General features: G+C 39.4%; 11 protein-coding genes and 2 riboswitches. Of the genes, 2 read left to right on the top strand and 9 right to left on the bottom strand.

Features of this window, described 5'->3' with window-relative positions:
- Window positions 1-269: 269 nt before the first annotated feature.
- From AC2TDL_RS12500 to AC2TDL_RS12485, 4 genes are all read right to left on the bottom strand, one after another.
- The gene (locus AC2TDL_RS12500; protein ID WP_484696429.1) at window positions 270-1,829 is read right to left on the bottom strand and encodes an NAD(P)H-hydrate dehydratase; all 1,560 of its coding nucleotides are present in this window, start codon (window positions 1,827-1,829) and stop codon (window positions 270-272) included.
- Between the two features lie 86 nt (window positions 1,830-1,915).
- Window positions 1,916-3,280: an amino acid permease gene (locus tag AC2TDL_RS12495; protein ID WP_484701165.1), complete on the bottom strand. Its 1,365-nt coding sequence runs from the start codon at window positions 3,278-3,280 to the stop codon at window positions 1,916-1,918.
- A gap of 139 nt (window positions 3,281-3,419) precedes the next feature.
- Complete coding sequence (locus AC2TDL_RS12490) at window positions 3,420-4,688, bottom strand: nucleobase:cation symporter-2 family protein (RefSeq protein ID WP_484696428.1); 1,269 nt, start codon at window positions 4,686-4,688, stop codon at window positions 3,420-3,422.
- A complete protein-coding gene (locus AC2TDL_RS12485; protein WP_484696427.1) occupies window positions 4,678-5,292 on the bottom strand; it encodes a xanthine phosphoribosyltransferase in 615 nt (204 codons plus the stop codon). Before AC2TDL_RS12485 ends, AC2TDL_RS12490 begins: the two co-directional genes overlap by 11 nt.
- A gap of 127 nt (window positions 5,293-5,419) precedes the next feature.
- A riboswitch (purine riboswitch) is annotated at window positions 5,420-5,523 on the bottom strand.
- 295 nt (window positions 5,524-5,818) lie between these two features.
- Here AC2TDL_RS12485 and AC2TDL_RS12480 point away from each other — a divergent pair.
- On the top strand, window positions 5,819-6,289 hold the full coding sequence (locus tag AC2TDL_RS12480) for a GNAT family N-acetyltransferase (RefSeq protein ID WP_484696426.1): 471 nt from the start codon (window positions 5,819-5,821) through the stop codon (window positions 6,287-6,289).
- A gap of 94 nt (window positions 6,290-6,383) precedes the next feature.
- Here the strand turns inward: AC2TDL_RS12480 and AC2TDL_RS12475 are convergent, their stop codons facing one another.
- Window positions 6,384-7,745, bottom strand: a complete 1,362-nt coding sequence (locus AC2TDL_RS12475; RefSeq protein WP_484701163.1) for an amino acid permease — start codon at window positions 7,743-7,745, stop codon at window positions 6,384-6,386.
- 290 nt (window positions 7,746-8,035) lie between these two features.
- On the opposite strand from AC2TDL_RS12475, the gene AC2TDL_RS12470 reads away from it, so the two are divergent.
- Entirely contained in the window at window positions 8,036-8,686 is a 651-nt protein-coding gene (locus AC2TDL_RS12470) for a TVP38/TMEM64 family protein (RefSeq protein WP_484696425.1), read from the top strand.
- A gap of 114 nt (window positions 8,687-8,800) precedes the next feature.
- Here AC2TDL_RS12470 and AC2TDL_RS12465 read toward each other — a convergent pair whose 3' ends face one another.
- The 4 genes from AC2TDL_RS12465 to AC2TDL_RS12450 all read right to left on the bottom strand — a co-directional run bounded on the left by AC2TDL_RS12465 (window position 8,801) and on the right by AC2TDL_RS12450 (window position 12,552).
- Window positions 8,801-9,592, bottom strand: coding sequence for an energy-coupling factor transporter transmembrane component T family protein (locus tag AC2TDL_RS12465; protein ID WP_484696424.1), 792 nt, complete (start codon window positions 9,590-9,592; stop codon window positions 8,801-8,803).
- A gap of 69 nt (window positions 9,593-9,661) precedes the next feature.
- The gene (locus AC2TDL_RS12460; RefSeq protein WP_484696423.1) at window positions 9,662-11,269 is read right to left on the bottom strand and encodes an ABC transporter ATP-binding protein; all 1,608 of its coding nucleotides are present in this window, start codon (window positions 11,267-11,269) and stop codon (window positions 9,662-9,664) included.
- A gap of 58 nt (window positions 11,270-11,327) precedes the next feature.
- Window positions 11,328-11,897 (bottom strand): ECF transporter S component, encoded by a 570-nt coding sequence (locus AC2TDL_RS12455; RefSeq protein WP_484696422.1) that lies wholly within the window; start codon window positions 11,895-11,897, stop codon window positions 11,328-11,330.
- Window positions 11,898-11,979: 82 nt separating this feature from the next.
- A riboswitch (TPP riboswitch) is annotated at window positions 11,980-12,093 on the bottom strand.
- 156 nt (window positions 12,094-12,249) lie between these two features.
- Window positions 12,250-12,552, bottom strand: coding sequence for a hypothetical protein (locus tag AC2TDL_RS12450; protein ID WP_484696421.1), 303 nt, complete (start codon window positions 12,550-12,552; stop codon window positions 12,250-12,252).

Here is a 12,552-nt window from a genome sequence, read left to right as displayed (position 1 = left end):
CAGCATCTATTATATGATAGCATAAGCAAATTTGCAGATCCAAATTATCACATTACGCACACATCAATATCGTTAAGCTGACCTTAAAATCAATAAGTAAAAAGAGCCTGAACGCATAGTTCAGGCTTTGGTGTTTGGTGAACACTTCTATAGTTAAGGATGGTATATCGTGCCATTTTTATCCAAATTGTCAACATTTATAAAAGACTCTGTCGTTATAGCCTAAGCACCCATGCTAGAATAGGAATGCTCAGTTGCTTATTTATTGCTTACAATGCATCAATAATGTCTCCAGCGATTAATGCCGCAGCAGAGTAGCGCGCAGCCGCAGCACGATCACCTGCTAATCCATGCCAATAAACTCCTGCAGCAGCGGCTGCTGTTCCATCTAATCCTTGCGCTAGCAGTCCGCCAATAACCCCCGCTAACACATCTCCTGCTCCGCCTGTTGCCATTCCTGGATTGCCTGACGTATTTACAAAAACAGTGCCATCAGGTGCAGCTACAACCGTTCGCGCTCCTTTAAGCACTAGCGTTACGTCATGTTGCCGAGCAAACTGTCGAGCAAGCTCAATGCGGTTTTGCTGTACTTGTGGCACGGAAATTTGACAAAGTCGCGCCATCTCGCCTGGATGAGGCGTCAAAATGGTTGGAAACTTGCGCTTAGGCCAATTAGCGAACGGTTCATCATCATCTGCAATCATATTCAGCGCATCCGCATCTAACACAAGCGGAAGTTCGATCGATTGCCATAAGCTTTTTAACCATGCAGAATCGCCCTGCCAGCGCCCCATACCCGGCCCAATTATTACAGCCTGCTTGCGAGCAGTCTCTTTGCCAATTATTTGCGGATCAACTGTGCTCCACTGACCACTTTCTGAATCCCCCATACCAATAATCATCACCTCTGGCAAACATCCAACCAGTGGCAAAGCCAGAAGTGCAGGAACCGCCCATGTTACAAGACCGGCACCTGACCTCAAGGCTGCCTTTGCACAAAGCAAGCCCGCTCCGCTCATATTTTTAGAGCCTGCTGCCACTAGAACATGACCATAAGTGCCTTTGTGAGTATCTGCCTTTCTGACTAGCGGAATATTTAACCCAAACCGTTTGGCAAGCAGCGCATTATCTAAAATAAAGGTATGTACTCTCTGCTGCTGAACCGCTGCTTCGGGAATACCAATCGATCTTACAACAACTTCACCAGCTACTTCCGAGCCTGGATAAAGAAGCAAGCCTCGTTTCATCAAACCAAGTGCTACAGTAAGACGGGCACGAATACACGGCTCTGCCAGTTCTCCTGTATCGCCATTAAGTCCACTGGGCAAATCTACAGAGACAATTGGAAGACCGCTGTTAACTGCCTCTTCAATCAAAGAAGCATAAGGCTCGCGCGGCGGACCCGATGTTCCCGTTCCTAACAGCGCATCGACAATTCCATCCCACTTCTCCCAATTTATAGGCTCACCTGTCCCATAGATTGAAGTGCTAATACCGATCCGCGCAGCAATATCCCGCTGAATGGCTGCCTCTCCTTGAAAATCAGCAGGTGAAATTGCATATACAACATGCACCTCGTAACCATGCTCAGCTAAATGCCGCGCCACTACAATCCCATCGCCGCCATTATTCCCTTTTCCTACGAGAATTAACCAGCGAGGAGAACGTTGCTTATGCAAACAATCAGCTTGCAGCTTACTCTGCAGCCGAATCACTTCTTCAGCTACAGCTCTGCCCGCATTTTCCATCAATACAAGTGCTGGCAAGCCAATTACATCAATCGCATATCGATCAATTGCTCGCATTTCTGCCGATGTAACAAGTACCATGCTGCACCTCCACTCAACCTTTTACTAATAAATCTTATATTCTCATTATAGTACTATTTGTTTCAGCAGCCCAATTGTGACATATACTATCTACTTTTTATCGTTAACACCTTATACCCCACATACATAATTAAAAACCATACCGGAGCAACATATAGAGCAACTCGTATATCTGGGATAAATCCCATTAATACAACCACCATCAGCAGAAAGGCAATAGCAATATACGTTGACATTGGATAAAATGGGATTTTGAATTTCAACGCATCAGCTTCCTCTTTCGATTTGGACTTTCTAAATTTCAATTGAGCAAGCAAAATCATCATCCAGCTTGTAATAACAGCGACTGTCACAACAGAAGAAATATAGATAAACACTTTTTCTGGTACGATATAATTTAATAGTACTGCTATTAATAACATAAATGAAGAGAATACTATCCCTCTTTTTGGACTGCCATTTTTGCCAAGCTTACCAAAATAGTTAGGTCCATTTTTCTGCAATGCTAAGTTGTACATCATTCTACCTGAGCCGTATAATCCACTGTTAAACGCAGACATCGCCGCAGTAAGCACAACAAAATTAATAATATGAGCTGCTGCAGGAATTCCGACATAATCGAAAATTTGCACAAATGGACTGCCCTCTGTCCCAACCTCGTTCCAAGGGTAAATTGCCATCATTACCCCTAATGCACCAATATAAAAAATTAATATCCGCCATACGATACTATTAATCGCCTTCGGAATTGTCTTGCTCGGTTCCTTCGCTTCCCCTGCCGAAATACCAACTAATTCAACACCGCCAAAGGAAAACATCACTAAGACAAGCGACATTAAGATACCGCTAATGCCATTTGGCATAAATCCTCCGTTCGACCATAGATTAGCAAAACCGATTGCCTCGCCGTTATTCCCTACCCCAAATAAAATAATCGCTAAGCCAAGCACAATCATCCCGATAATCGCAATAACTTTAATAAGCGCAAACCAAAACTCAAATTCTCCATAAGCTTTAACATTAGCTAAATTAACTAACGTTAAGATAACCAGCACGGCCAGCGCACTAACCCATTGCGGAATATTAGGGAACCAATAGTTAATATATACACCCACTACCGTTATTTCCGCCATTCCAACTAAAATTAAGTTAAACCAGTAGGTCCAGCCAGATAAAAATCCTGCAAAGTTGCCTAAATATTTATTGGCATACGTACTAAATGAACCTGAGATTGGTTCAGCTACAGCCATTTCACCTAACGCTCTCATAATTGTGAATATGACTAGTCCGCCAATGAAATAGGCAAGTAAAATAGATGGTCCAGCTAATTGAATTGTTGAACTCGATCCATAAAATAAACCGACGCCAATTGATCCGCCGAGCGCAATTAATTGGATATGTCGATTGCTTAAACCTCTTCTTAGCTCCGAATCTTGCTGTTTTTCTTTCATAAATACGAATAACTCCTCATACTTTATATCTCCACACACTTTACGTTGCAATAAAAAAACGTCCTTTGGATAACCGAAGGACGATCTTAACCTTTATTACGGCCTTAGCTCTTTAAGCAAAATGAATGCAAAACGTTTATTACTTTATGTCAGCACGCTTTGACAACAAAATATTTAACAATATCGCTGTAATCGATCCTGAAACAATCCCATTTTGCAATAACATTTTAGCGAATTCAGGCAACTGCTCAAACATTTCCGGCAAAGTTGCTGAGCCTAATCCAACGGCAATGCTGCATGCGACAATAATTAGATTATTTCCCTTCTGTAGATCAACTTCGGACAAGAGCGAAATACCAGAAGCAGCAACCGATCCAAACATTACAATCATCGCACCGCCTAATACAGCATCAGGGATTACTGTTGTTAATGCTGCTAATTTAGGCAATAAACCGAGTACGACCAAAATTCCGCCAGCAGCAAAAATAACGCTTCTAGATTTTACCTTTGTTAATGAAATTAAACCTACATTTTGTGAAAATGCTGTATACGGAAAAGCATTAAAAATACCGCCCAACGTAATGGCTATCCCTTCAGCTCGCAAACCATTTACAATTTGCTTTTCTTCTACTTTTTTATCTATTACCTGACCGACTGCTAAGTAAACACCAGTCGACTCCACCATACTAACAATATTCACGATAATCATAGTTACAATTGCAGTAACACTAATTTGCGGAGTGCCAAAATAAAATGGCTGTGCAATGTTAAACCAAGATGTCTCGGCAACAGTTGTAAATTGCACCAATCCCATAAAATAAGCTACAACCGTCCCTGCGATAATTCCAATAAGCACCGAAATCGCTCGAAGGAATCCAGCAGCAAAGCGATTAATAAGCAAAATAATAATTAATGTCAATAAAGCAAGCAGTAAATTTCTGCCGTCACCAAAATCAGCACTGCCTTCCCCGCCTGCTGCACTTTTCATAGCTACAGGAATTAACGAAAGACCGATAATCGTAACGACTGAACCTGTTACAATTGTAGGGAAATATTTCAATAGTTTACCGTACAGCGGTGCTATAGCAATTAGAAATAGTCCAGAAATAATAATTGCCCCGTATGCCGTTGCCAAATTAGATGAAGAAGCTATCGCAATAATAGGTCCAACCGCAGTAAATGTACAGCCTAAGACGACTGGCAAGCCGCTGCCAACAAACTTAGTCCCCATTACTTGTAACAAAGTTGCAATTCCACATACAAATAAATCAGCAGCAATTAAATACGAAAGTTGTGCTGGTGTTAAATTAAGCGAGGCAGCGACAATGATAGGAACTACTACTGCACCGGTATACATCGCTAATACATGTTGCAGCCCCAAAGTTATCGTTTTTCTTTTATTCAGCATGACTTGTCACCGCGACTTGCTGAGCAGCATCCTCTTCTATAAAGGTAATTTCCCCAGGTTTCATCGAAGCAATACGAGCTAATGAATGTACTTCAATACCTTTTTCTTCTAATAAACGTCTACCTTCTTGGAAGCTTTTCTCGATAACACAGCCTACTCCTACAAGCTCAGCTCCGGCTTCCTTTACAATATCGGCCAAGCCAATAAGTGCTGCACCTGTCGCTAAAAAATCATCGACAATAAGTACTTTATCGTTTTTATCGATATATTTCGCAGAAACACAAACCTGATATGTTTCTTGTTTAGTAAATGAATGCACAGGAGCGGAATACACCTGCTCATGTAAGGTAACGGCCTTCTTCTTTTTCGCGTATACAAATGGAACTTTTAAGGCGATACCAGTAGCCATTGCAAATTGAATACCGCTAGCCTCGATAGTAATTACTTTTGTAATACCTCGATCGGCAAAAATATTAGCAAACTGCTTTCCAATTTCAAGTGCCAGCTCAGTATCCACTTGATGGTTAAGAAAGGAATCCACCTTCAATACGGTATCCGATAAAATTAATCCTTCTTGACGTATTCTTTCTTGAAGTAATCTCATTCGCTGTCAACGCCCCTTTGTAAATTATTAATAAAAAAGAACAGTTTCAAATGAGTTTAATCTCTTAAATATCTCAAGTGAAACTGTCCTGCGGTCTTTAATATACGTCTTCATACATATAAATAAGCCTTAGATTTATTCCACCCATAGTTAGACAATTACATTGGTTGTCCAGTAGAGACTTGTGGGCCATATTCCCTCAATTATATGAGTCAGTTTAATGATTGGTATCTTGTAATGCTACATGATATTATTCAACGTTTCAATATAAAATTAATGGGTGGAAATGCATACTTGCAGGAAATATTATTATATTTCCACTACCATTACCGACAGTTTTAATAACACCAATCAGTTAACTAATTGCAACATCTACAGAAAAACAATATGCCTCATATCCAATTTTTAATCACACCGTTTAGATAGTATAATATAAAAGATATATTATAGGTTAATTTCAAATGTATCTTATGTCAACTTTATGGAGTGTTCACAATCTCATTAAGAAATTCGGAGGAAATTATTGATGAATATTCGCTCAATCAAAAAAGAAGATAATGCCCGCATAAAAAAAATTATTCAACAATCATTAAAATCACTTGGCTTAGATATTCCAGGAACAGCTTATTATGATCCGCAGCTAAGCAATCTTCATCAATATTATAGCAATCTCGTTAATGCCAACTATTGGGTAGTTGAGAGCGATGGTAAAATCGTTGGCGGAATCGGGATAGCCCCATTTAATGAACAAGAAAAAATTTGTGAATTACAAAAGCTATACTTAATTCCTGAAGTGCAAGGCCGCGGCATAGCGAATCTTTTAATGGACACCGCCTTAGATTTTGCAAGCAAACATTATAATAAGTGTTATCTAGAAACTAAGCATACATTAAAAGCTGCATGCAAATTATATGAAAAGTATGGATTCTCTCTGTTAAATCAACCATTAGAGGGATCTGAACATTCTGCAATGGACGCATGGTATTTGAAGATTTAAAAATTAACAATTAACCCTGCAATTAAAGAGGGCACAATCCTTATGAATTGTGCCCGGTAAAGTAACCTAACTTATTCCTCGTTGATAATGATAGCTACTTCTTAATATTAATCGCCTTATACCCAATATACAGGATAATAAACCAAATCGGCGCGACATATAGCGCAACGCGCATATCCGCGATAAATGCCATTAACACAACTACCATAAGCAAAAAAGTGATGGCAATATATGTGGAAATCGGATATAGCGGAATTTTGAATTTTAACGCTGCTGCTTCTTCATTTGATATAGATTTTCTAAATTTCAGTTGCGTAATTAAAATAATCATCCAGCTTGTAATTACAGCAACTGTAGCCACAGCGGAAATATAAATAAACACTTTTTCTGGCACTACATAATTCAATACTACTGCAATTAACAACATAAAAGATGAAAAAAGAATGCCTCTCTTCGGACTGCCATTTTTGCTTAGTGTAGTAAAATATTTAGGCGCATTTTTTTGCAAAGATAAATTGAATAGCATTCTTCCTGATCCGTATAGTCCGCTATTAAAGGCAGACATTGCTGCTGTAAGCACAACAAAGTTAATAATATGAGCTGCTGCAGGAATTCCGACATAATCAAAAATTTGTACGAACGGACTGCCTTCAGCACCAACCTCATTCCAAGGATATAGCGCCATCATTACACCTAATGCACCAATATAGAAAATTAAAATCCGCCATACAATATTATTAATCGCTTTCGGAATACTTTTGTCTGGATTTTTCGCCTCTCCTGCGGAAATCCCAACTAATTCTACCCCGCCAAACGAGAACATCACTAATACTAGCGACATGAATAGTCCATGAAAGCCATTTGGCATGAATCCGCCATGCGACCAAAGATTAGCAAAACCAACCGCTTCGCCGTGATTCCCTACCCCAAATAAAATAATCGCTAAGCCAAGCACAATCATCCCAATAATTGCAAGAACTTTAATTAAAGCAAACCAAAACTCAAACTCTCCATATGCTTTTACATTTGCCAAATTAACAAGCGTCATAACGACAAGAACAACCAGCGCAGTAACCCATTGCGGAATATCAGGGAACCAATAGTTTATATAGACACCGACTACCGTTAATTCTGCCATGCCGACGACAATCCACATGAACCAATAAGTCCAGCCAGTTAAAAATCCTGCAAAGTTACCTAAATATTTATTAGCATATGAACTAAATGAACCCGAAATCGGTTCAGCTACAGCCATTTCACCAAGCGCCCTCATAATTGTAAAAATGACTAAGCCGCCAATTAAATAGGCGAGTAAAATTGATGGACCAGCCATTTGAATCGTAGAACTCGATCCATAAAATAAACCGACGCCAATTGAACCGCCTAACGCAATTAATTGCATATGCCTGTTACTTAAACCACGTTTAAGCTGCGAATCTTGCTGTTTTTCACTCATAACTTCTTCTAACACCCCAACCATTAATTTTCCGATTGCTGCACTTCAAAAAACAAAATCGCCCTTTGGATTAACCATAAGGACGATTAACTCATACTATCCAATTTATTTTAACATAGCCCTTGATCTAATCAAATAGTTTTAAATTGGTTTTCATTTCTTTAGCCTCAATATCCTAATTACATGGCTATATATTGAGATAATAGCGGCATTTTTCTTGTAAGCCATTTTGCAGCATGATAAGATAATGGCTGGCATATTAAGTAGTTAAATCAAGCGAGGAAAACATCATGAGAAGAAGAGCATTATACTTGCGTGGAACGATTTTTGCCCTAATTTTATTAGGGTTATTGTTTATTCTTTATCAAAGCGGGATTTCAGTATCTGATTTATCACCGCAGTTTATTTTAGAACTTGCTCATAATAATCTGCCTATCGTGATTTGCTTTATGATGGTTTTAATGTTACTGCAAAATTTATTTACCTTTATTCCACTAATTGTAGTCATTACAATTAATATATCATTGTTTGGTTTTTGGTGCGGTTATTTATTTAGCACCTTTAGCAGTGTTGTTGGCAGTACTTCGATCTTTCTTTCCATTCGTTATTTTTTTGCAGGTTTCTTTCACTCAGACAGATTTAAAAAATATGAGCAAAAAATTAATAAAAACGGCTTTTTATTTGTTCTATCAGGTCGTATACTTCCGTTTTTACCGACCAATTTAATTAACATCGTATCTGGCTTAAGTAAAATGAAAATTTCTCATTTTGTTTTCGCTACAACAATCGGCAATATGATCTATGGTTTTGTATTAGCCTCTATCTCATATGAGATTATTTCAGTATCACAGCAATATAAGTATATCTTCTATTTACTCATTGCATTTATAGCAATTATTGTTGTTCGGAAATTTATTAAAAAAAATGCAAGCAACAAATAAAAAAATAACTAACTCCTATATAGTTCAACGGAATATCGTGGGCTGTCATCTGTATTAACAACTGGGTAAGCCTGATTCACTGAAAAAACTCAGTGAAATCAAGGCTTGTAAAAATCATATGTTTTGATAACTCATTAGTAAAGATACCGACAATGCTACTAGCAATGTAGCGCAAACAAACAGAGTTAAAAAGGCATCAATTTTGGAGTAGGACGTCTTATAATAGTACGTTCGCGATTGATCCATACGAAACTGCTTTGCTTCCATAGCAATCGCCATGCGCTGCGCCCGACGAATACTTTGAGCAAACAACGGCACACTGTAAAGCTTTAACCTTTCGTAAATGCCTTTTATCCCTTTGGAAAAGGTTATCCCTCTTACCTTCAAGGCGTGCGACCTCGTTTGCCACTCTTCAATAACGTTTGGCACTAATCTTACTGTAGCGAGAAAACTGTATGCGTATTTGGCAGGAAAGCGAAATTGTTGCATTAGCGCATAAAATAATAATACTGGACGAGTCGTTAACAGAAGCACGAGGCTAATCATCCCAATAGCTAGCGACTTCGTTCCAATAATTAGTCCCGATCTCACGCTTTCTTCAGAGATCTTAATTATCCCCCATTGCCACAGCACATGCTCCCCTTTACCAAATAAAACTAATGTTAATGAAGAAGACAAAAATGTAAGCAGAAAAGGCAAGCAAAGAAGCAGCAATTTACGATAAGAAATTCCGCTAAATATAAATAAAAACACGCCGTATAAAAATGCCATAACTACTATAAAGCTAAGGTCACGACAGAAAAATAGCACCAGCATCGTTAAAAACATTAGCAAACCTTTCCATGCAGGATTTGCTTCGTGCAACCATGTTATTCTTTGTGGTGCAAACCATTCGAACAACGTCATTCTCCCTCCATTGTCCTGTAATGTCAGCAAAGGACGTCACGCTTAACCTTGTCATCCTTTGCTGCACAATTATGAGCGCCAAATCTTGCGTATTTCCTTTAAACGCCCTTTTTCAATGACCCATTCTTCAGTGGCAAAATGTTCGACCACGCGCCGATCATGCGTCACCATAACGATAGTTTTCCCATTAACTCTTAGCTGCTCTAAATATTCTAAAATCGCAAACGTATTGCGTGCATCCTGTCCGAATGTCGGTTCATCCAGCAGCAACACGGATGTCTGTCTAGACATTGCCGTTGCTACGCTCAATCTGCGCTTTTGCCCTAAAGATAAGTCATACGGATGCCGCTGGGGATCGAGATGATCCATATGGAAATATGTAAGCAGCCGCTGTACTTCCACAGCAATTTCTTCCTGTCTTTTTCCTTCCTTGACTAAAGGTAATGCTAATTCATCGAATAAAGAATCTGCCACAAACTGCATCTCTGGATTTTGAAACACCAGCGCTATTCCCTCTGGCACATGACGTTTTTTCAATTGCTCAGAAAACTCTTTCCCATGCAAAATATATTTCCCCGCAGTCCAAATTAACTGTGCTAAAGCAAGTAATAGTGTGCTTTTTCCTGCACCATTTTCACCCGTCACGGCAATCCAAGATTGTGCAGCGATATTTGCCATATCGATGTGCAGCTTGCATTGTTTGCCACGATACGCATCAAATTGTGCTAATGACAAAATTGATTCGTTGACCGAGCAACTATTATCGCTGCAAGCAATAAGAGAAAGACCCGCTTGTTGCCGATTCGCCTTGATCTCTTTCCAACGGGATGATTCCAAATATTCGTCCCAAACTGTAGGATACCATATTCCATACCGGACTAATGCTGATTTATGAGAACGAAACACCTCGCTCGGCGTGCCGTCTGCAAGAAGTCGCCCTTGTTCATCCAACATGATGATTCTGTCGATCCAGTCTAAAATCGCGTCAATTTTATGCTCAACCAAGATTACTGTACGATCATTTAGCGAATGTTTTATCGCTGCCCAAATTTGCTCAGTGCCTTCTGGATCCAGTAAAGCCGAAGGTTCGTCCAAAAACACAGTCATTGGCTTTAATAGCAATACAGAGGCTAATGCTAGTCTTTGTTTCATCCCTTGGGACAATTTTTGAATCGGAATATGAAGATTATCTAGCGATAGCCCTACCCAAGCGAGCACCTCACGCATCCGCGATTCCATTTCTTGTCGCGGCACTTGTAGATTCTCTAGCACGAAAGCAAGCTCTTCGTCCACACAGGGCATACAAAATTGAGTATCCGGGTCTTGAAATACAAATCCCCACGATTCAGGCAATTGAATATGGCTATATTTCAGCGGCACTTCGATGGAATTCGGAATTAAGCCGCACAGCACCTGCAATAACGTAGATTTTCCTGAACCGCTTGGACCTAAAATAAGCACTTTTTGTCCTTGAGGAATATGCAAGGTTAAATTTTGAAAATAAATGTTCGGTTCCCCGGGAAATTTTAACCGCAAATTTTCTACACTAAGGCAGATGTCGCAATCATGAATAATCATATTGTTCGATAAAGAATTACCCACATTTTGGGGCTCACGAACCTCACGATTTCCTTCGTGTACAGGAATTTCTTGAGATTTACTATTTGCAACTATCATGTTTGTTCCTCCTTGCCTAGCTATATCGCTAGATCCCCCTTGCATCGGAAGTAATCAATTACTGATCTAGTTGCTTATACTCATCTGGAGAAACAGGACGAATTAAGTTCGTTACTTTAGTAGCTTCAAGCGCCTTAATAATGTAATAAGCGAATATACCAGTGAAAATAAACGAGCTTACCACTCTTAATCCATATTTCACAGCTAGCGCCCAGGCTTCCAAATCCGCATAGCCGTAATACAGATCGAGCGAAAAACTTCCTAAACAAGACATCACTCCTGCAATTCCCGCTACTGCGATGTTATACGATTTGTAGCGAAATGCTGCAAATAATAGCTCGGCAGCCAGCCCTTGGACAAACCCGTATATTAATACTTCTACACCGTGTCCTATAACAGCAGACAGCCCAGCACCTGCTAAGCTAGCAAGCAAAGAGGCGCCCGGTTTGCGAATGAGCAGAAACGCAAACGGACCTACCATAAACCACATTCCGTAAACTAGCTGCTTCAATGTTGGCAAAATAGGTGAAAGAAACGTATAAAAGTCGTCCCAAAATCTCATAATTACTCCAAATACGATGCCCACCATAATCGTTACTAACACATCTGTAAATTTCCACTGTTTCATCAACATTCTCCTTTTCTTATCAAAATTACAAAAAGAAAAACCGTCCAGACATAGCTAGACGGTTTGATTGCACGGAAAATAAACGTTCTTCCATCACCCTCTCTACGCTGGTATTATCCAGATCAGATCAACCGGTCAGTAGCGGACTACAGCTACAATCTCAGCCTGATTCCCTCAAGCACCCGTATGTGGAAATTCTTATTCGATTGTTTATAAAGTACTACATTTTTTCATTTTTGACAACTATATTCATTCATATTTATGCGAAAAAAGTAAAAAAAGATTGAATTCTATCGTCCGCGCCATACGCTTTCTAGTGAATTTTGCTAGCTTTTGCAGCTATGGCTTAGACTTAGTGCATACTATTCATCGTTTTTCTAAGATCCGTAATAAAATTATTCATAGCAAGTGTAGAAGGACCAAAAAATCCTCCGCCATAACATAGCTTAATTGATTTTTTTACGAATGATGCAAAGCGATAGTCGCCCATCATCGTTTCATCAAATAAATTTCTTAATTGATGATTGTTAAAATTACAGAGGACCTGCCATAGTTCAAAGTCAGTTTCTAAGCATTCATTGTACCAGTTAACTGCTACAATGTTTAATAAAAGTTGTTTATCATTAATCGGATCGGCTGGATAAAAAACGCTCAT

The organism is Paenibacillus sp. plas6 (assembly GCF_057221655.1).
Note: the sequence above shows the minus strand (reverse complement) of the source record. Positions and strands in the feature narration are given on the sequence as shown.

Coding starts and splice junctions, on each gene's coding strand:
- AC2TDL_RS12485 (WP_484696427.1), bottom strand. CDS start 5,292: ATGAGATTACTTCAAGAAAGAATACGTCAAGAAGGATTAATTTTATCG.
- AC2TDL_RS12500 (WP_484696429.1), bottom strand. CDS start 1,829: ATGGTACTTGTTACATCGGCAGAAATGCGAGCAATTGATCGATATGCG.
- AC2TDL_RS12475 (WP_484701163.1), bottom strand. CDS start 7,745: ATGAGTGAAAAACAGCAAGATTCGCAGCTTAAACGTGGTTTAAGTAAC.
- AC2TDL_RS12465 (WP_484696424.1), bottom strand. CDS start 9,592: ATGACGTTGTTCGAATGGTTTGCACCACAAAGAATAACATGGTTGCAC.
- AC2TDL_RS12480 (WP_484696426.1), top strand. CDS start 5,819: ATGAATATTCGCTCAATCAAAAAAGAAGATAATGCCCGCATAAAAAAA.
- AC2TDL_RS12495 (WP_484701165.1), bottom strand. CDS start 3,280: ATGAAAGAAAAACAGCAAGATTCGGAGCTAAGAAGAGGTTTAAGCAAT.
- AC2TDL_RS12460 (WP_484696423.1), bottom strand. CDS start 11,269: ATGATAGTTGCAAATAGTAAATCTCAAGAAATTCCTGTACACGAAGGA.
- AC2TDL_RS12490 (WP_484696428.1), bottom strand. CDS start 4,688: ATGCTGAATAAAAGAAAAACGATAACTTTGGGGCTGCAACATGTATTA.
- AC2TDL_RS12450 (WP_484696421.1), bottom strand. CDS start 12,552: ATGAGCGTTTTTTATCCAGCCGATCCGATTAATGATAAACAACTTTTA.
- AC2TDL_RS12470 (WP_484696425.1), top strand. CDS start 8,036: ATGAGAAGAAGAGCATTATACTTGCGTGGAACGATTTTTGCCCTAATT.
- AC2TDL_RS12455 (WP_484696422.1), bottom strand. CDS start 11,897: ATGAAACAGTGGAAATTTACAGATGTGTTAGTAACGATTATGGTGGGC.